Genomic DNA, 20,991 nt, shown 5'->3' with positions numbered 1-20,991 from the left:
CGCCGTCGGCCGGCTGTCCCCTAGTTCGCCATCGCCTCACGCAGGCTGCCCGGCCGCAGATCCGTCCAGTTCGCCTCGACGTAGCTCAGGCACTCGTCGCGGCCGGCTTCACCGAAGACCACGCGCCAGCCGGCCGGCACATCGGCGAACGCCGGCCACAGGCTGTGCTGCTCCTCATCGTTGACCAGTACAAGGAACGTGCCGTTCTCGTCATCGAACGGATTGGAACTCATCGAGTCTCCTCATAGAGGGGTGGGCCAGGTCTGCACCCAGCACCCGGTCGGACAACAGGCCAAGGCAGCTCAGGTTCGGGAAGCCGGGGCCCTGGGTGAGCCCGGCCAGCCCCGGAAGGAACAACTTGGGGAAGACATCGGTCAGAGCCAGGTCGTGACCGATGTGCTCCTGCAGGGATTCTCCGCTCAGCGGACCGCCCAGGCCCAGCTCGAGCAGGTCCAGGGCGTCCTGGCTGAACAACGGGGCGAACCACAACGCGTCGGCGCCCGACCCGTCGATCACCAGATCGAAGCCGTGCACGGTTTCGACCGCCTCGCCCCCGGTGTTGGTGGACAGCGTCAGCCGGATCCGCTCGTCACGAGCCACCGCGTGGGCGACCCTGCCGCGGAGATGGCGGATCCGATCGTCGGCCAGCAATGCATCTTGAACACGCGCCGAGAACACGCCACGATCGGTGCGGGCCAACGCATCCCGGCGCTCGGCCAGGGTGAGCCCGGTCCACCCGGTCGGATCGGAGAACAAGGTGTTCTCGAAGAATCCCTCGCCGCGGGTGAACAGGGTGACCGTCGGCGAGATCACCGTGATTGTCGAAACCCGGTGGCGGAAAAGCTCGTTCAGCATCGACGCGGCGGTCTCACCACCGCCGATCACCGCCACCCGCTCGGCAGTGATCATCTCGTGCTTGCCGGCCTGATGCCAGAACTGCGCGATGGACATCACCCGGGGGTTGCCCGGAAGCACCGAGCGCTCGGCCTGACCGGGCCCGGTGACCATCAGACCGTCGGCACTGACGGTGTCATCGGCGGTGTGCAGAACCCACCGGTGCGCATCGGTCGAATTGCCGGCGCCGGCGTCGACCGAGATCCGTTCCACGTCACCGGAAACCACCGTCATGCCGATGTCATCGGCCACCCAGCCCAGATACTGGCTCCACCGCTTGTGGGTCGGTGCGGGCCTGCCGCGGTCCACCCATTCGGCGAACCCACCCGTGGCGATCAGGTACGCCTGCCAACTGTGCCGGGTCATCCGCTCGTCGAGTTCGGCGTTGCGCCGCGGCACCAGCGCGGACCGGTACGGGAAGCCGACGTCCTTCTCGGGTCCGGTACCGAGGCGATGGTTGCCGTCGGTCCAACCGCCGACGGCCTGCCAGTTGGCGGCCACCCCGGCACGTTCGACTACGACGACCTCGGGGGCCGGCACACCCATCGCCCGCAACTCGGCGGCTTTGGCGGCCACCGCGATGGCCTTGGGTCCGGCTCCGATGACGGCCAGGGTAGGGGCCGATGGGGCACTCATTGGGTCACCTCTCGCAACACCTCTCGCAATGCGTCCTGCCACGTCGCCTGCAGGGCGGCGATGTCATCGGCGGACAGGATGTCTGGCAGGGACCGCCACTGGGTGCCGAGCACGGCTGACCCGTCGCGGTCGATCACCGCGGCCATGATCGTCAGTTCATGGCGCACAGCGACATTCGGTTCTGGAACCGGGGTCACTCCGGTCTGCAATGACCGGTCCTGCAGAAGGGCGTGATCGGATGCGTCCAGCTCGATCCGGCCCAGATAGTTGAGCAGCACCTGCGGGTCCCGATGCGTTCCCAGTCGTTCGGCGGTGTCTGCGCGCAGGTAACGCAGCAGCCCGTAGTCGATGGCATCGCCGGGGATCGCTGCCACCTGCGCAGCCACACCTCGGGCGCCGTCGGCGTCCAAGCGCAACGGGTAGATCATGCTGAGCAGACCGGCCGTGTCGCCGGTGTCGACCTCGTCGTGGTCCGACACCACCGCATCCGACCTGCCGTGGGTCTCCAGCGCCAGCAACGGCGCCGGGGTCGGCTGGCCGCGGTGCCGACGCCAGTCGGTCAGGGCGCGAGCGGTCGCCGCGGCCAGCACCTCGGTCACCGGGACCGCGCCGGTCAACAACTGGGCGGTCAATTCGGGTTCGGCGAAGGCCATCGTGATCGTCACGTCGGCCATTCGGTCGGTGTCGGGGTCGATCCGGCGGGCACCGATGTCAGGGTCGTCGCCCTCGAACTGCTGCTCCCAGAAGCCGCAAGTCGCGAGCCCGGCCGCCCGTTCGGTGAGCAGACGTGACCACTGCCGCAGCGAGGTGTGTTCGCGGACCGGGAGCGGATCACGTCCGGAAGCCAGTGCATGCCAGGCATTTTCGAGCTCACCGACCAGGATCCGCCACGATGCCGGGTCCAGCGCCAGCACGTGGGCGGTCATGATCAGCAGGCCGCCTTCGGCCTGTGGGTGATGCAACCAGACCGCGTCGAGCATCGACCCATTCTCCGGATCCATGCGCTGCACCGAGAGCTCGGCCTGCTCGGCCACCGCGGCGTTGAGGTCACCCGACCCCGTCGCCTCCGAAAGCACCTCGCGGGGTGGGTGCGCGACCAAGGCCAGGGCCTCATGGTCCAGCCGGGTGCGCAGCACCTCGTGTCCGTCGATCACGTTGCGCAACAGCGTTTCCAGTTGCGCACCGGTGATGCCCGCAGGCAGTCGGAACACCTCGGTCTGGGCGAGCCGGCGGGGGTCACCGTACTGGTAGAGCCACCGCCCGTTGGGCAGCAGCGGGATCGGGCCCGATCCCCCCGCCCCTTCGTCGGCCGCATCGCCAGCGCGCTCGACGGCGACCGCATCGGCGTCGATCGCGGCCGCGAGTTCGCGAACGGTCGCGCAGTCCAGCATCAACCGGGCCCGCAGTGCCACACCGCGGCGCCGCACTGCTTGCACGACCGACAGCGCCACGATGCTGTCCAACCCGAGATCGAGGAAGTCGGCGGTCACGTCGACACCCGAACCCTTGGAGGTTCCCAGGACTTCGGCCAGTACCTCGGCGAGCACGCGCTCGGTCTCGGTGGCCGGATGCTCGGACCCCTCGGCAGAGCCACCCGTGCTGACCGCGGCCAGCGCGGCATCGTCCACCTTGCCGTTGGTGGTCAGCGGGATCTCGTCGACGACGACGATGTGGTGGGGCACCAGATGTCTCGGCAGGGTGGCGGTCAGCATCCGGCGCAGCTCGGCGACCGTACTGTCGGTGACCACGTACGCGACGAGTCGCGGCCCGCTGCGATGCTGACGTACCGCCACATGGGCATGCCGCACCCCGGGATGGGTGTGCAGCGTCGCGGCCACCTCTCCGGGTTCAACGCGGAAGCCGCGGATCTTGACCTGATCGTCGCTGCGGCCGAGAAACTCGATGGCACTCGATTTCGGATTCCGGCGCACCACGTCACCGGTGCGGTACATGCGGGCACCCGGCGTGAACGGATCGGCGACGAACCGGCCCGACGTCTCGCCCGGCCTGCCCAGATAACCGCGCGTCAATTGACCACCGGCCAAATACAGTTCGCCGAACACACCATCGGGAACCGGACGCAGCCAGCCGTCGAGCACATAGGCCGCGGTCGAATCCGTGGGATGGCCGATACACGGCTGCTCGTGGTCGGCGATCGCCGCGACGACGGCTTCCACCGTGGTCTCGGTGGGGCCGTAGCAGTTGTGCGCCGACATCCAGGTGCGCTCGCACTCGGCCTGGATCCCCTGCCAGGTGGCGGTGTCGATGGCCTCGCCGCCGAGCGCGAGCACCGCCAGCGGGACCCGGCTGAGCAGCCCCGCGGCGCGCAGCGAGGCGAACATCGACGGCGTGGTGTCGATCATGTCGATCGCGAACTGCCCGATGGTGTCCACCAGCGCCTCGGCGTCGCGCTGCACCTCGTCGGAGACGATGTGCACGGTGTGCCCGTCGAGCAGGGCCGCCAGCGGCTGCCAGGCCGCATCGAAAGTGAAGGACCAGGCGTGCGCCACCCGCAACGGGCGGCCGAGACGCTTGGCCGCGGGTTGCAACACGTGGTGGGCGTGATCGGCGGCATAGGCGCGCAGCGCCTTATGGGTTCCGATGACTCCCTTGGGTTTTCCGGTGGTCCCGGACGTGAACACGATGTAGGCGGCCTGGCCGGGCTGAACCGGCGCGGGCCGGTAGTCGACACCCGGCTCGGAACCGGCGGACGCCAGGAGCGCGTCGTCGACGATGAGCTGTGCGGGCCGGGCCGCGCCGATCTGGCGCAGGATTTCGGCAACGCGTTCCTCGGGCATGGCCGGGTCGAGCGGCACGATCATCGCGCCCGCCTTGAGTACTGCGAGCATCGCCACCACGTAGTCGGGCCCTCGCCGCAACCGGATGGGGACCGGAGTCTCCGCGCGCGCACCACGGCGGATCAGCTCGGCGGCCAGGCGATCGGCGGCATCGTCGAGCTCGCGATAGCTGAGTTCTCCCCCGTCCCAACTCAAAGCCACCGAACCGAGCCGCTCCTCGGCGGTCTCACTGAACGCGGTGTGGAAGCCCGTGTGGAATCGGTCATCACCGGCAACGGTTGGCGCACCGATCGGCTGCGGATCGTCGTCGAGTGTGACGGCCACCTCGCGCAGCGGACGCTCCCAGCCGTCCAACAGTCGCTGGACGACGGCCAGCACCCGCAGTCCCAGCGCACGCGGATCGAGCAGTCCCAGTGCCCCGTCGAGGGTTTCGACGAGCACTGTGAGCCGGCCGTGGGTGGGATGGGCGGCAATGGTGACCGGGAAGTGCGACAGGCTCTCCAGCGCCGACGGCCGCAGCACCGCTCCGCCGAGATCGAACTCGTCGCTGCCGACCAGCCCGCCGGGCGGGAAGTTCTCGTAGACGAGCAAGGTGTCGTACAGCTCGCCGATGCCGCCGAGCGAACGCAACTCGGTGTGGCTGAGGTAGCTGTGGTCCCGCAATTCGGCGGCTTCGCGCTGCAGGGCAAGGCACTGGCTGCCGGCCGGAAGGCTGGGGTCGACCCGGACCCGCAGCGGCACCGTGTTGATGAACAGGCCGACCATCGACTCGACGCCCGCCAGCTCGTCCGGGCGCCCCGACACCGTGACGCCGTACACCACGTCGGTGCGGTCGGTGAAGACTGAAAGGATTGTTGCCCAGGCCATCTGGAACAGGGTGTTGACGGTGACGCCCCGGCGACGGGCTGCCTCGAAGATCGCGGTGGACTGCTGTTCGTCGAGACTCACCTCGGTGCGCGCAGGCAGGCCCGGCTGGGTCTCCCGCCCGGCCAGCACCGGAGACAGCAGTGTGGGCGCATCCATGCCGTACAGATGGGCCTGCCACCGTGCCCGGCTGGCCTGCTGGTCGCGCCCGGCCAGCCAGCCGATGTAATCGCGATACGGGCGCACCGCGGACGGCAGCGCGGTTACGTCGCCCTTGGCTCCATAGAGCGCCAGCAGTTCGCCGACGAAGACTGGCAGGGACCAGCCGTCGATCGCGATGTGATGGGCAACGATCACCAGACGCCAATGCCGGCCCGGCTTTTCGATGAGCAGGAAACGGATCAGCGGCCCGCGTCCGAGGTCGAACCGCCGGGCGCGTTCTTCGGCCTCGAGCGTGACCGCCTGCGCGTCATCGGTCCGCACATGCCGCCAGGGCAGTTCGATCGCGGACGGGACCACCGCCACCGGGCGGCTCAGGTTTCCCTGGAAGAAGCTGGCCCGCAGGTTCGGATGACGCACCAGCATCGCCTCGGCGCAGGTCCTCAGCAGCTCCGGGTCCAGCGCCCCGTCGACGTCGGCGGCCATCGCGATGACATACGGATCGGCGCCGTCGTCCCCCTCGGTCAGCCCGGCCAGAGAGTACAGCCCCTGCTGCAGTGGGCTGAGCGCCAGGACATCCTCGACGCCGGGCGGCGTTCCGGTTGTCGTCATGTCGAGATCCCCTGGTCCTGTCCCCATCCCGCGGTCAGCGCGGCCAGTTCGTCGGGAGACAGGCCCGATGCGGACATCGGCTCATGGCGTACGTCGGCCGCTGCGGCGCCGTCACCCGCCGCGTCGATCGCGGCGGCGAGGTCGGCCAGCCCGGGATGTTCGAACACCATGCGTGCCGTCATCGCCATGCCGGCATCGCGCGCACGCGCCGCCAGTTGCACGGCCAAGATGCTGTCACCGCCGAGGGTGAAGAAGTCGTCGTACCGCCCCACCTCGGTGGCACCGAGGAGATCCACCAGCATCGCTGCCACCGTGTGCTCGGTCGGGGTGGCCGGCGGCTCGGACGGAGCAGACGCGGTGGCTCGCGGACGGGTCAGAGTAGCGGGTTCGATGTCGTCGACCACGGTGAGCACGGCACCGGCGAACTCCTCGGGCAGCGCGGTCCGCGCGTTGTCCAGGAAGGTTTCGGTGTCGGACACTCCCGGCTCGAGCACCACGTAGCCCGCCAGTGTGACGGCGCCACGCCCGTCCCAATGCCTGGTCGCCGCGACCGCCACGCCGTCGAGCGCTTCCAGCGCGGCCTGCAGGCGGGACTCACCGGTGATGATCGGCTCAAGCCGGCCGTCGGTGGTCCAGCGACCACGATCCCCGGTTCGGTACAGCTGTCCCTGCCCGAAAGGATTGGGCGCGAAGCGCTGTGCGGCAATGCCGTCGGCGGCCCGGGCGGCCTCGTCGACCGCACCACCGGCGTAGTAGACGTCCCCGGTGACACCGATGGCCACCGGTTGACGCCATTCGTCGAGCAGGTAGACGCGGTCTGCGCCCTCGGTTTGCGGCAGCCCGGCCGGCGGTACCGCCTTGCGGCTCCAGTCATCGACCAGCAGGTCGCGTTCGGCCGCATCCAAGACGACGATGTCGCGCACCGTCTGGTCGGCGTCGCCGGCGAAAGCCTCGACGATGCGGTGCAGCCAGCCCACGAGACGCTGCGCGGTGGCCGCCTCGTAGAGCTCGGTGCGGTAGATGACGGTGGCCCGATACCCGGCGCCGGCTTCGGCGAAGAAGTTGAGCGACAGATCGGCGTGGGCCACATCGAAGGTGGGTTCCAGTGCGGTGAAACGGGTTTCACCCTCAGCACCGGAGTCGATGACCTGCTCGGCGGGCAGGTCCTCACGCACGTGCACCACGACCCCGAACAGCGGGTTGCGCGCCAGCGACCGCACCGGGCTGACCGCGTCGACGACCCGGTCGAACGGCAGGTCCTGATGCTTGTAGGCGGCCAGCGCCATGTCGCGGGAACGGCGCAGCACCTCGCGCAGGGTCGGATTGCCGGACAGGTCGTTGCGCAGCACCACGATGTTGATGAAGAACCCGATCAGCGCGTCGAGTTCGGGCGCGGTGCGCCCGGCCACCGGGGTACCCAGCGCGATGTCGCTGCCCTGACCGGCCTTGTGTAGAGCGATGGCGACGGCCGCCTGCAACACCATGAACTCGGTGACTTCGAGTTCACGGCTGAGCTCGACGAGCTTGCCCCGCAGTGCCGCGTCGATGGTGAAGTCGAGTGCCTTGCCCTCACCGGTCGGCACCGGCGGCCTCGGGAAGTCCGGCTGCAGGCCGTTCTCGACGTCCGGCTCCCCCGACAGCCCCGCCAATTGTTTTGTCCAGTAGGCGCGTTGCTCCTCGACACGCTCCTCGGCGCCCGAGAGTACCTCGGCCTGCCAGGCCGCGAAGTCGGCGTACTGCACGGGCAGCGCTGCCCATTGGGGCGCCTGGCCGGCCCGGCGGGCGTGGTAGGCGGTCAGCAGGTCGGTGAACAGCACTGTGCCCGACCAGTGGTCGGCGGCGATGTGGTGCACGATCAGCGAGAGCACTTGCTGCGGACGCGAGGAGCAAGAATCACTTGAGTATCGGGGCGATAGTATCGCGGCCCGGACCGGCCACTCGTTCTCCAGGTCGAAGCAGTGGCGCCGTTCGGCGTCGAGTTCGCCCTGTACCCAATCCTCGCCCGTGCCGTCGGCACGGCGCACCGTGACCGGAGCGGCGGGATGGACCACCTGATAAGGCACACCGTCGATTTCGCGATAGGTGGTGCGCAGGATCTCGTGGCGGGCGACCACGTCGCTGACCGCGGTGGCCAGTGCCTCGACATCGCAGGGACCGGTCAGTCGTGCGGCGAAGGGCACGTTGTTGACCGGGTTGGGTCCGTCGATGCGGAACTGGAACCACTGCCGGTGCTGGGCCGCCGACATCTGCGCGGGGCCGTCGTGGGGGGTGGCGACGATGGCAGGCAGGCCGCCACCGAGGCCCGATGCGCGCAGTTCGTCGACCTTGGCCGCCAAGCCCGCCACCGTGGCGTTCTCGAAAACATCGGCCACGCCGAGTTCGACACCACAGCGGGCCCGAACCGCGGCAACCAGTTTGGTGGCCAGCAGCGAGTGACCGCCCAGATCGAAGAACGAGTCGTCCGCGCCGACGCCGTCCCGCTCGAGCAACTCGCCGAACAGGGCGACGATCTCATGTTCGGTTTCGGTGTCCGGCGCGCGGAACTCGGTGGCCGAGCGGATCTCCGGCTCCGGCAGGGCCCGGCGATCGATCTTGCCGTGCGCGGTGATCGGGATCTCGGCCAGCTCGACGAACGCCGCCGGGATCATGTACTCGGGCAGTGCGGCGGTCACCCTGGCGCGGATGCGGTCGACCTCCACCTGTTCGGCATCGGCGGCCGGCGTGATGTAGGCGACGAGGCTCTTGCCCAGCGACGGCAGGTCGCTGACCACCACCACGGCCTGCCCCACCGACGGGTCGACGGAGATGGCCGCGGAGACCTCGCCCAGTTCGATTCGGAAGCCACGGATCTTGACCTGCTCGTCGGCACGGCCGACGAATTCGATGTCACCGTCGGCGTTGCGCCGGGCCAGGTCACCCGATCGGTACATCCGTCCGCCGGGATTGAACGGATCGGCGACGAACCGCTCCGCGGTGAGGCGCGGGCGGTCGTGATAGCCGTGCGCGACATGGGTTCCGCCGATGTAGATCTCACCGATCACGCCGACCGGGACCGGCTGCAGCGCATCGTCGAGCAGGTGGATCGTGGTGTTGATCTTCGGCGTGCCGATCGGCACGATCCGCGCGCCCTGCTTGCCCTCCACCTTGTAGCGGGTGCAGTTGAGCACCGTTTCGGTGGGCCCGTAGAAGTTGTGCAGCAGGGAGTCGAACGTGGCGAGGAACTTGTCGGCGATCTCCCCGGGCAGTGCCTCGCCACCGATCGGTACGCGCTGCAGCGTGCGCCACTCGTTGACACCGGGCAGCGACAGGAACAGCCCCAGCAGCGACGGGACGAAGTGCATCGAGGTGATGCCCTCGTCACGCAGCAGATCGGTGAGATATCCGATGTCGCCCAGCCCGCCCGGCTTCGGAATCACCAGGCGTGCACCGGCGGCGAGCATGCCGAAGATCTCGCCGATCGACACGTCGAAGCTCTGCGAGGCCACCTGCAGCAGTCGTTCGTCCTCGGTGACCTGGTAGTCGCCCCCGAACCAGACGAAGTACTCCGCGATCGGCCGGTGTGGCACCGGCACGCCCTTGGGCAGGCCGGTGGATCCCGACGTGTAGATCAGGTACGCGGTGTTGTCCGGGCGCAGCGGCCGAACCCGCTCTGCGTCGGTCGGATCCGTGGCCGGATAGTTCTCCAGGCCGTCGACCGGCTCGCGCAGAACGATTTTCGGATCGGAGTCCTCGAGAATGTAGGCGAGTCGGTCCTCGGGATAGGTCGGGTCGACCGGCAGGTATACCGCACCCGCCTTGACGATGCCCAGCGCCGTGATGACCAGTTCGGGTGACTTCTCCAGCAGCACCGCCACCCGGTCCTCGGTACCGATCCCCTGCCCGATCAGCCAGTGAGCCAACCGGTTCGCCGACTCGTTGATCTCGCGATAGGTGTAGTGGCGGCCCTCGTAGACCACCGCGACGGCGTCGGGGGTGCGGGCGGCCTGCTCGGTGACCAGCGCACCCAATGTGGTGGCCGGCGTCTCGAACCGCTCACCGGTGGACACCGCGCGCACCCATTCGGCGTCCTCGGCGGTGAACAGGTCCAGCCGCGACAGCGGCCGGTCGGGCTCGGCGAGCGCACTGTCCAGCAGCACGACGAAGTGCCGCAGCATCTGTGCGGCCAGCTCGGCGTCCATCACCTCGGTGAGATGCTCGGCCTCCACCACCGCACCGGCTGCGTCGAGTTCGACCATGAAACCCAGCGGCAGCTGGGTGTGCTGGCCACGCAGGTCGGCACGCTCGCTCGTCACGCCCTCCGGGGCGAACCCGCCGCCGTCGGGCTCACGGAACCCGAAGCTCACCCGCGTCATCCGCTCGGCACCGTGGCGCCTGTCCGGGTTGAGCTCGGCCACCACGCGGTCGAGGTTGACGCGTTGATGCGCGAAGGCACCGATGGCGGTGTCCCGGGTGGCCGCGACGAGTTCCCGGAACCCGGCCGAGCCCTGCGGCCGCAGCCGCATTGCCACGGTGTTGCCGTAATAGCCGATGGTTTCGTCGGTGTCGCGGTTGAGCACCGGGGTGGCGATCAGGAAATCGTCGGTGTGGGTGTAGCGGTGGATGAGCGCGCCGAACGCGGCCAGCATGACCATGTACGGCGTGGCCCCGGTTTCGCGGGCGAACGCCGACACGCGTGCAACCGTCTCGGCGGACAACCGCACCGCACTGCGCTGAGACCGAAAACCGTTGGGAACCACCGACCCCGACGGGCCGGGCAGTTCCAGCGGCTCCGGTGGGCTCGCCAGCACCTCACGCCAGTACGCCAGGTCCTCGCCGCCGTCCCCGGCGGCGGCCGACGTCACGCGCGGCGTCTCGTCAAGCTGCGCCCCGGAATAGGCCCGGGTCAAGTCGGCGAAGAAGACCCGCCACGACCCGTCGTCCCAGGCGATGTGGTGCGCCACGAGCAGCATCACGTGTTCGGCCGGCCCGGTCTTGATCAGCGAAATCCGTAGCGGGGAGTCGCTGCTCAGATCGAAGGCCGTGCCGAACTCGCGCTGGGCCAGCACCTCCAGCCGCAGCTTGCGTGCCCGCTCGGATTTGTCGGACAGATCGTGGACCGCCCAGCCCGGGGTCAGGTCATCGTGGACCGTCGCGGTGGGCTCGCCGTTCTCGTCGGCCCGATACGTGGTGCGCAGGATCGGGTGCCGACGTGCCACCGCATTGAGCGCATCGTGCAGCCGCTCGGCGTCGATCACCCCACTGAGCCGGTAGGACAGGCAGATGTTGAGCAGTACCCCGCTCGGGTCGAATCCCTGCACGAACCACATCCGGCGTTGCCCGTCCGACAGCACGGTCGGATCGACCGGCGAGCTTTCGGTACCCGCGGCGGCTTGCCCTGATTCCCCACCCGACGCCGAGGCCAGGCCCCGTTCGGCAAGCCTGCGCCGCATCAGCTCCAGACGCGCGTCGGAGGTGCGGGGGGCTGCCGAGTCGGCACTAACCATGTCAGTCACGCGAAAATGCTTCCTTTTCAGGTCTTTCCAAATGCCCGATCAATTCGGCGGCGGTGGCGCCACCGAGGATGGTGGCCAGCGGCACTGATCGGCCGGTGGCCTTCTTGAGCTTCTTGCGCAGATCGATCGCCAACAGTGAGTCGACGCCGAGATCCAGTAACGATGTGTCGAAATCAAGTGCGGTGGTGTCGGTCAGCTTCAACACGGACCCCAGTGCGATCCGCATCGCGCCCGTGGCGTCGGCCGCATCGCTGTCCGCTGTCTCGGGGGTGGCGCTGATCGCCGCAACGGCCTGTTCTTCGGTGTCTCCGAGGAACGTCCGCAGCCGGTCGGCATCGGCGGTGAACACCAGCGGATCGGCCGGGTAGTCCCGCAGCCCGGCCTCGACCGCAAGGTCGGGCGCCATGGCCCGCAACCCGGACTTCTCCACCCTGCTGACCTCAGCCGAGTCGATGATGCCGTCGCCCGGCCACAGTCCCCACCGCACCGCTGTGCAGCGCCGCCCCTCGGCCCGCAGCTGCCCGCCGAGCGCGTCCAGCAGCCGGTTGGCCGCCGAATAGGCGGCGTGGCCGTATCCGCCCCACAGGCCGGATACCGAGGAGCACAATACGATTCGGGCATCCGGACGCAGCGGCCATGCCGTCGTGAGGTTGGCCAGGCCGCCGACCTTGGCGGCGAACGTATCCCGCACCGTCGCGCCGGTGAGCTCGCCACCGGGGGCGAGAGTGGCGGATGCGGCCGCGTGGATCACCAGCGAGGCCGGTCCGACAGCCAGCTCGGCGACGGTTGCGGCGATCTGCGCCGGGTCGGTGAGATCGCATCGGGGCGCGAGGATCTCGGTCCCTGCAACAGCCACGTCGGCCAGGTCCGCCAACCGCTCTTCGTCGAGTCCGCTGCGGCTGAGCAGCACGATACGTCGCGCCCCCTGCTCGGCCAGGTGGCGGGCGTAGTGCAGGCCCACCGCGCCGGCACCGCCGGTGATGACCACCTCGTCGAAGATCCCCGACTCCGCAGTCCAGGTCCGAACCTCTGAGGTGTCGTCACGCATTCCCCGCTGCCAGAGGATCGGACCGGACTCGTTGTCCCGCAGGGCGATATCGCGCGCGGTCGTCAGCATGGCGGTGACGGCCGTGGCTGCGGCAGCCGTGCCGAGGGTTCCGGACGGCAGATCCAGGTGCCGGAAGTTCTGGTCCGGATGTTCGTAGCCCAGGCTGCGGTGCATCGCGGCCAGCGCGGCGGCCTCGGGCCGCGACGAGGCCTCGCCGGGGAGCTGCTCACCACTGACGGTGACCAGCCACACGTCGCGGGTCTCGGCGGCGATCGCCCCGACATAGCCCAGCAGCCCGTCATCGATGCGGCGGCTCACGGTTTCTGCCGCGGTCACGGTGTCGACCTCGCCGGACACCGGCGCCACCACCAGTAGGTCGGCGTCGGCGGGTGCGACAGCAGTGGTCTCGGTGATCTCCTCGATCGCGCGGCTCAGTGCGGCCGCCGATCCCTGCCCGGCCGCCAGGTCCAGCACAGCGATTCGGCGCTGCCCGGCCGGTGCGTTGAGCGGGGGCACCTTCTCCCAGTGCTCCACACCCACCGTCACACCGGCGACCGGAGGTAGCGGCTGCGATGTCGCCCAGAGATGTTCGGTCCGCATCGGCGCGAACGGGAAGTCGCGCAGCGATGTGGTGCCGTGGTTCGGAAGGTCGCCCCAGCGGTAGCCGGTGTCGGCCATCGCCACCGAGACGATGTTGGCACTGAGCCGTTCGGTGATCGGTTCATCGCGCCGGCCCGATCCCACCATCACCACCGGACCACCGGTGAGCTCGGCCGCGTCGTCGAGCAGATCCCCCATGGCGAACAGCAACGCCGGATGTGCGGAGAGTTCCACGAAGATCCGGGCGCCGCGCCGAGCCGCCGTCTCGATGGCCCGGTCGAAGCGCACGGTGCTGCGCAGATTCGTGTACCAGTAGTCGGCGAAACCGGTGCCTGCCTCGACGACATCAGCGGTGGCCGAGCCGATGAACTGAACCGGCGACTCACTGAATTGAGCTGTGGGAAGCATTGATTCGAGCTCGGCGCGAGCCGAGTCGAGCGCGGTCGTGTGCGCCGGGAACCACATCTCGATTTCCTTGGCGAACGATCCGCGGCCGGACACGGCGGCCACCGCCGCGGCCACCGCATCGGTATCCCCCGACACCGCGACCGATGACCGTGAGTTCACCACCGACAGTTCGAGCCAGCCCGGTGTCTCGGCAACGACTTTCGATGCTTCGTCGGGCGTGATCCCGAGCACCGCGACCCGGTAGGGGCCCGTCAGCCGGTCGAGTACGGTCGCGCGGGCCACCACCACGGCCACGGCCTCCGGCAGGCTGATGCTGCCCGCCACGTAGGCCGCCCCGATCTCACCCAGGCTGTGGCCCACGGTGATATCGGGCAGCACACCGCAGGAACGCCAGACCCGGGCCAGCGCCACACCGTGGACGAACTGGGCACCCTGAATCTGCACCTGGGAGAAGTCGTTGGTGACCGCACCCGAATCCGGATCGGCCAGTAGGTAATCCAGCGGGGAGGCCGCACCGGCAGCATCGAACTCGGCCGCGCACTTGTCGACCTCGGCCCGGTAGACGGGTAGCCGGTCGTAGGCCTGCACACCCATCGATGGCCACTGGCTGCCCTGGCCCGGGAACACTAACGCGATGCGCGCACTCGACCCCGATGCCGCGGACCCGCCCTGCACCCGGGTGACCAGCGGATGATCCGCGTCCTCGGTGAGAGCACGCAGACCCGCGGCGAGTTCGTCACGATCGGCGGCCCGGACCACAGCGCGGTGGCGCCGCAAGCGCCGCGTGGACAGCAGAGTGGCGGCGACGTCGCCGGCGCTCACCTCGGGACGCGAATCCAGATGGCGCAGGATGGCGGCGGCATCGGTGCCGATCAGGTCCTCTGCGTGCGCGCTGAGCAGGACAGGTGTGCGCCCGTCGGGCAGGGAGTGGACTTCGCACTCAGGCAGCATGATCCGCTCGCAAGCTTCGCTCATGCCGCGACCCCTGGGGCCTCGGGAACCGAGATGATCGCGTGGGCATTGGTGCCGCTCATCCCGAAGGCCGAGACTGCGCCGATGCGCTGCCCGTCGACGGCGGACCAATGGGTCAACTTGGTGGCCAATCGCAAACCCTGGGCATCCCAGTCGATCTCCCGGCTCACCTCGTCGACGTGCAGGGTGGCGGGGATCGACGCGTGCTCGGCGGCCAGGATGACCTTGGCCAGGCCGAGCCCGCCCGCGGCGGCCTGCGAGTGACCGACGTTGGATTTCACCGACCCCAACATGGCGCCGGCACCCGGGGCAGTGGCCCCGTATGTCTGTGCCAGTGAACGCAATTCAGTGCGGTCGCCCAGGCGGGTACCGGTGCCGTGGCCTTCGATCATGCCGACGTCCTGCGGGCGCACGCCCGCCTGCTCGATCGCCTTGGCGAACAGCCGCTGCTGGGCGCCGCCGCTGGGCGCGGTCAGACCGGTGGTCTTGCCGTCCTGGTTGACTGCGGTGGCGCGCACCTCGGCCAGGATGCGCCGACCGTTCCGCAGCGCAGCGGATCTGCGCTGCAGCACGAACATCGCCGCGCCCTCGGCCCATACCGTCCCGCTCGCGTGTGCGCTGTAGGGCCGGCAGTGTCCGTCGTCGGACAATGCGTGCTGTTTGGAGAACTCGACGAAGTACCCGGGTGTGCCCATCACGCAGACACCGCCGGTCAGAGCCATGTCGCAGTCCCCCGCCCGCACCGCGGCCACGGCGGTGTGGAACGCGGTCAACGCCGACGAGCACGAGGTGTCGATGGTCAGCGCCGGACCGCACAGATCGAGCGTGTAGGCGATCCGGCCGGAAATGACGCCCAGCGAGGTGCCGGTGATCAGATGACCGCTGTGGTGGGAGAACTCCGACAGCGGCGGCCCGTACTCCAGGCCGGAAGCGCCGACGTAGCAACCCACGTCGTGCCCGGCGAGGTCGTCGGGGTTGATGCCGCTGTTCTCCAGCGCTCGCCACGCGATCCGCAGCCCGATGCGTTGCTGCGGGTCCATCGCCACCGCCTCACGCGGTGAGATCCCGAAGAATGCGGGATCGAATGTTGCTGCGCTGGAAAGGAATCCGCCGAGGTCATGAATGCGCTTGAACCCGTCACGCCGGGAGCCGTCCAGCAGTTCGCGCACCGACCAGCCTCGGTCGGCGGGAAATCGGCCCAGCGCCTCCCGCTGCTCGGTCAGCAGCGACCAATAGCCGTCGGCGGTGTCGATCCCGCCGGGAGCCTCCAGCGCCATCCCCACGATCACCACCGGATCGCCGGCATCGAGCCCGGGTTGATACCCGCTAGAGCTCATTGACCAGCTCCGCCACATCCTCGAGCTGGGTATTGAGATAGAAATGCCCGCCGTCGAAGATCGAGCAGGTGAAGGCCCCGGCGGTGTGAGATTCCCAGCGCCGCAACATGTCCTCGCTGATGCGATGGTCACGCTCGCCACCGAGGGCGTAGATGTCGGCGGCGATCGTCACGTCGGCCTCACACGAGTAACGATTGAACGCCGCGTAGTCGGCCCGGACCGCCATCAGCAGCAGTTCGACGAAATCCTCGTCGGCGAGCAGCGCCTCATCGGTGCCGCCGAGATCGACCATCTCGGCGAGGATCTCGGACTCAGCCATCGGCAGTGCGGGCGCGGCCGCCACTGCTGACGGCGCTTCGCTGGCCGACACCCACAGGGCATCGATCGCTACACCGTTGCGTTCTGCGATCCGCGCGAATTCGAAGGCAACCACTGCGCCCATGCAGTGTCCGAACAGCCGTATCGATCCGATGCCGGCCCAATCAGCCGCGTCGAACAGATCTTTGGCGAGATCGCCCACCGTGGCCGAGGCCGGATGCGACAGCCGGTCGCCGCGTTGCGGGTACTGCATGACGTAGGCATCCGACCCGGCTGCGGCCAATGCCATACCGAATCCACGGTAGGCCACTGCAGCTCCGCCGGCATGCGGGAAAACCAATGTGGCTGTTGAACTTTGGGACCCTGGATAGCGCTTCACCCAGGGTTTGACGGTGATCTGGGTATCCGGCCCGGTCACGATGGCACAGCGGAGTCGAGAGCAGCCACCGCATCCCGATGCCGCACCGCCAGGGCGAACCCGTTCATCCCGCGCTCGAGGTTGCGCCGTGGCGCGTCATCGGCGACGACGACGGCTGCGCCCGCGGTCAATGCCACCAGCACCATCAGGATCGGAGCTGCAGCGCCCGCGGCGGAGAACGCATCGATTCGGTCACCACCGGTGACGCCGAGCCGGGCATTGAGTTCCGTCACGGCATCGTGCGCGGCAGTGTGAGTCACCACCGCATACCCACTCTCGTCGAGCGAGCCCAGGAAGGCGGGGTCACGCGGCGTTGAGCGCACCGGGGAGACGCCGCGGGTGCGCTCTCCGATGCGTAGCGCCTCGGAGACGGTGAGCGCAGGCAGCCAGTTGGGCGGTCCGTCGCCGGTGAACAGTGCCATCCGCACGCCCGTGTGCTCCAGGACCGGCTCGGACGGCTCGGCGGTGTCGATCGGGACGCACACGCCGCCGGCCGCCAGGATTCCCAGCGTGGCGATCACGGTGTCCAGGCCGGAGGGCCCCACCACGGCGACCCGGTCACCGACGCGTACCCCGGCCACCGCCAGCGCACCGGACACCGACAGCGCCTGGTCACGCAGTTGCCCATAAGTCCAGCGGGCGGTCGGACCGATCACCGCGATATCGTCGGGCGCAACTTGCGCATGCGTGAAAAACCCCTGGTGGAGCGGCTCGGCCGCCACCGCGTGCATGGTCTGTGTAGTCGTGCGACCTACAGCGTCCACAACGACCTCCTGACGATAAGCAAAGCCTGCCCTAACTGAAGTAACTCTAACCTTAGTTGCCGAACGCGGGTTCTGGGGCCGTGCGTTCCAACTCGGACGCCACATCTGCGCTGTCCATGCCCGCGACCTCGAGGTACAGCTCGGAAACCAGCTGCAGACGGTCCGAGCCCGACTCCCGGCCGGCCAGCAGCGCGGCCATCTCGGCGACCGTTCGGGCCGCGAAGACATCGGCGACCATGACTGTCGAGGTGTCCAGCCAGTCCCTGATCCGCGCCACCAGCTGGGTGCCCAGCACCGAGTCCCCGCCAAGGGCGAAGAAATCGTCGTCGACACCGACGCCGGACTGCTTGAGAACGTCGCCGACGATCGCGCACAGGGCCGTTTCCAGCGGGTCCGACGGCGCCCGGTAGCCCCTGGCCTCGGGGGCGCCCACCGCCGAGAGCATCCGGACCACCGCGGTGCGGTCGGTCTTGCCCCGGACGTAGGGAATCTCGTCGGCGACCAGCAACACCTGCGGAATCATGTGCGCGGGTACCAGCTCGGCCAATGCGGTCGTCACTGTCCGAGGGTCGAGGCCGCCATCCTGACCGTCCTGATCCGCGCGGACCACCGCGCCGAGCAGATCGTGGCCGCCGTCGACAGGCACCAGCACCGCGACGGCCGCGTCCACGCCGGGAACCCGACACAAGGCGCCCTCGACCTCACCCAGCTCGATACGGAAGCCACTCACCTTGATCCGGTGATCAGCCCGGCCGACAAATTCCAGCGTGCCGTCGGGCCAGGACCGCACCAGGTCCCCGGTGCGGTACCAGCGGCGCCCGTCGTGCTCGACGAACCGTTCGGCGGTCAGGTCGGGCCGGCCGCGGTATCCGCGGGCGATGCCGCGACCACCGACCCACAGCTCACCCGGAACCCAATCGGGGCAGTCCTCTCCACGAGCGTCGACCACCCGGCAGCAGTTGTTGGTCAGCGGGACGCCGAACGGCACCGAGGTCCAGTGCGGCGGCAGTGCGTCGTCACCGGATCCGACTTCGAAGATGGTGTTGTGCGTCGCGGTCTCCGTGGCCCCGCCCAGCCCGGCGAAGCGCACCCGGGGCGACGCGGCACGCAATGCGCGCACCATGTCCGGACGCACCCAGTCGCCGCCGGTGGGCACCACCCGCAGCGACGCCAGGGATGCCCCGGCGGTGCCCGTTTCGCCGGCGGCCACCAACATCTCCAGCCAGCCGGTCAGGAAGTGCAGGACGCTGACCTGGTGCTCGTCGATCAGCTTGACCCAGACGTCGGGATCGCGGCGGTGTTCCTCGTCGATGACCACCATCGAGCCGCCCGAACGCAATGTCCCGTAGACGTCGATCACCGACAGGTCGCACTCCAGGTGCGACAACGCCAGGCAACGATCCGCCGGACCGATCTCGAAATGGTCGTTGATGAATTCGATGGTGTTCATCGCCGCGTCGTGGGTGATCTCGACGCCCTTGGGCTCGCCGGTGGAGCCTGACGTGAACAACACGTACGCCAGGTCGGAGGGAGTCACCTCGACCGGCTCGAAATCTGCTGGGTCACCGATGATCTCGGCGTCGGCAACGGTCAGGTGCGGCAGGTCCGGATGCTCCGACCCCGAACCACAGACCAGGGCGAAGTCCACCCCACCGGTGTGCAGGATGCGCGCGGCCCGATCGGCGGGCTGATCCACGCCGACCGGCAGGTACGCGGCGCCGACCATCGAGATGGCCAGCAGCGCGATGGCCTGCTCGACGCTCTTCGGACCCAGCACCGCGACGACCTCGCCGTGGCACACCCCGCGGGACTGCAGGGCGGCGGCCACGGCCAGCACCTTCTCCCGCAGCTCGCCGTAGGTGAAGTTCCCGGCGCTGCAGAACACCGCCGGCGCGTCCGGGGTGGCGGCCGCGTTGGCCAGGAAACCGGTGTGCAGCACGTCGCCGCTGGGTGCCGAAGCCGTCGCGTTCAGCTCGGCCCGCACCCGGCGCTGCTGCTCGGACGCCGCGGGCGGGTCCGGGGCATCCCAGGCGGCGTCGTCGGTGGCCAGACGGCGCAGTTCGTCCAGGTGGTAGGCGAACATGGCCTCGGCCACCCCGGGCCGGAACGCCTCGACCCGGACGTCCCAGTTGATCATCAGGCCCTCGGCGATCGGGGTCGCCTGGGCGTCGATCAGCACCTGGGGTCCCTGCGAGATGGTCCACACCGGCGCCCCGAAGTGGTCGGTGACGTCACCGGCGAACAGATCGCCCAGCCCGAGCGCGCTGGTGTAGACGATGGTGGCCAGCGTCTGACTGCCGCGATGGCGGCTCATGTCGCGCAGCACGTCGAGCCCGGACACCGACGAATGCGCGGCGGTCGCGTGCAGCGTCTCCTGCACGACCCGGGCCCGGGCCGCAGCGGTATCGGCTCCGGTCAGGTCGATGTCGAGCAACAGCGAGGAGGTGAAGTCACCGACCAGCTTGTCCACATCGGGGTGATACAGCTCCCTGCCGAACATCGGCAGGTTGAGCAGGAACCGCGACTGCGTCGACCAGTGCGCCAGCGCGTTGGCGTACGACGCCCCGACCGCCATGGCCGGGGTGATCCCGCGCCGGTGCGCCGCCGCGAACAACGCGTCGCGGGTCGCCACGTCGAGGGTTTCCCACAGCCGGATGCTGCGGTGCGGGTTGCGCTGATCGGACAGCGGAACCAGCGGCAGCGCAGGCGGATCCGGCAGATCAGGGACTCTTTCGGCCCACCATTGCAGGTCCTGCTCCGAGGGCGGCGGCACCGAAGCCGTCAGCTGGGCCCGGTATTCGCGGTAGGTGTAGCCGAGATCGGGCAGGTCGGCGCCGCGGTAGAACGCCGCCAGATCGGCCATGAAGTTGCGGTAACTCACCGCATCCGCGCACTGCATGTCCATGTCGACATGCAGACGTGTGCGGCCGTCCGGCAGCAGCGACAGGCTCAGCTGCAGCACCTCGTCGTGCAGCATCTGATGCGACTTGGATTCTCTGGTCAATTCCAATTGCGCTTGTGCCGCAGCCTCATCCAGGTCGCGGAGGTCATAGACGGTGACCGGAAGCGGGCGGTCACCGATCCGCTGCGTGCCGTCGGGAAGGATCTCCACCCGCAGCATCGGGTGGCGCGCGGCCAGTTTCGTCGCGGCCGCCTGCAATCGCTGCGGATCGACATCGGCACCGTCGAATTCGACGTACAGATGGGCACCGACTCCGCCGAGTTGCTGATCCTGGTTGCGTCCAACCCAGAAGGCGTGCTGGATGGGTGCCAGGGGAAAGGGTTCGCCTGCATCATCGGCGACGTGACCCGCGATTTCGGCGACGGAGTCCTGGACCGGGGCGTCGGGCGTGTGCTCAGCGACCAGGTCGATCCAGGCTGCGACGGTGGGATTGGCTGCCAGAGCGGCGAATCCGACGTTGATGCCCTGCTTACGCCACCGCCCCGACAGCGACATCATCCGAATCGAGTCGAGACCGGATGCGATCAGGTCGGCGTTGGGATCGACGTCGTCTGCGCTGACCCCCAGGAGTTCGGCGACCTCGTCGCGGACCGTCCGGGAACTCGTCGCCACCACGCTTCATCCTCCAAAATAATTAGTACAGGCTGCCCTAACTTTGTGGAGGTTACCCTATATTCGATCTGCTGACACACCCACCCGACGGGAGCCG

At 68.8% G+C, this 20,991-nt stretch carries 9 protein-coding genes; all 9 read right to left on the bottom strand.

The window, feature by feature from the left end; genetic code table 11:
• Positions 1–20: 20 nt before the first annotated feature.
• The 9 genes from ACNQVK_RS16075 to ACNQVK_RS16035 are packed head-to-tail and all read right to left on the bottom strand — an operon-like array spanning position 21 to position 20,897.
• Positions 21–233, bottom strand: a complete 213-nt coding sequence (locus ACNQVK_RS16075; RefSeq protein WP_090431585.1) for an MbtH family protein — start codon at positions 231–233, stop codon at positions 21–23.
• Positions 211–1,530 carry an NADPH-dependent L-lysine N(6)-monooxygenase MbtG gene (gene mbtG / locus ACNQVK_RS16070; RefSeq protein WP_418030303.1) on the bottom strand — a complete coding sequence of 440 codons (1,320 nt, stop codon included), beginning with the start codon at positions 1,528–1,530 and terminating at the stop codon, positions 211–213. Before mbtG ends, ACNQVK_RS16075 begins: the two co-directional genes overlap by 23 nt.
• Positions 1,527–5,963, bottom strand: coding sequence for an amino acid adenylation domain-containing protein (locus tag ACNQVK_RS16065; RefSeq protein WP_418030302.1), 4,437 nt, complete (start codon positions 5,961–5,963; stop codon positions 1,527–1,529). The genes mbtG and ACNQVK_RS16065 overlap by 4 nt, the downstream gene beginning before the upstream one ends.
• On the bottom strand, positions 5,960–11,446 hold the full coding sequence (locus ACNQVK_RS16060) for an amino acid adenylation domain-containing protein (RefSeq protein WP_418034182.1): 5,487 nt from the start codon (positions 11,444–11,446) through the stop codon (positions 5,960–5,962). Before ACNQVK_RS16060 ends, ACNQVK_RS16065 begins: the two co-directional genes overlap by 4 nt.
• A 1-nt stretch (position 11,447) precedes the next feature.
• Positions 11,448–14,486 carry a mycobactin polyketide synthase MbtD gene (gene mbtD / locus ACNQVK_RS16055; RefSeq protein WP_418030301.1) on the bottom strand — a complete coding sequence of 1,013 codons (3,039 nt, stop codon included), beginning with the start codon at positions 14,484–14,486 and terminating at the stop codon, positions 11,448–11,450.
• Positions 14,483–15,820 carry a polyketide synthase gene (locus tag ACNQVK_RS16050; RefSeq protein WP_418030300.1) on the bottom strand — a complete coding sequence of 446 codons (1,338 nt, stop codon included), beginning with the start codon at positions 15,818–15,820 and terminating at the stop codon, positions 14,483–14,485. The genes mbtD and ACNQVK_RS16050 overlap by 4 nt, the downstream gene beginning before the upstream one ends.
• Positions 15,810–16,556 (bottom strand): thioesterase II family protein, encoded by a 747-nt coding sequence (locus tag ACNQVK_RS16045; protein ID WP_418030299.1) that lies wholly within the window; start codon positions 16,554–16,556, stop codon positions 15,810–15,812. The genes ACNQVK_RS16050 and ACNQVK_RS16045 overlap by 11 nt, the downstream gene beginning before the upstream one ends.
• On the bottom strand, positions 16,553–17,320 hold the full coding sequence (locus ACNQVK_RS16040) for an AMP-binding protein (RefSeq protein WP_418030298.1): 768 nt from the start codon (positions 17,318–17,320) through the stop codon (positions 16,553–16,555). The genes ACNQVK_RS16045 and ACNQVK_RS16040 overlap by 4 nt, the downstream gene beginning before the upstream one ends.
• A 52-nt stretch (positions 17,321–17,372) precedes the next feature.
• Positions 17,373–20,897, bottom strand: a complete 3,525-nt coding sequence (locus ACNQVK_RS16035) for an amino acid adenylation domain-containing protein (protein ID WP_418030297.1) — start codon at positions 20,895–20,897, stop codon at positions 17,373–17,375.
• Positions 20,898–20,991 lie beyond the last annotated feature (94 nt).

The sequence above is a fragment of the Mycobacterium sp. 134 genome (assembly GCF_048282715.1).
Taxonomy (GTDB): Bacteria; Actinomycetota; Actinomycetes; order Mycobacteriales; family Mycobacteriaceae; genus Mycobacterium; species Mycobacterium septicum.
This window is presented reverse-complemented; position numbering and strand designations above follow the sequence as displayed.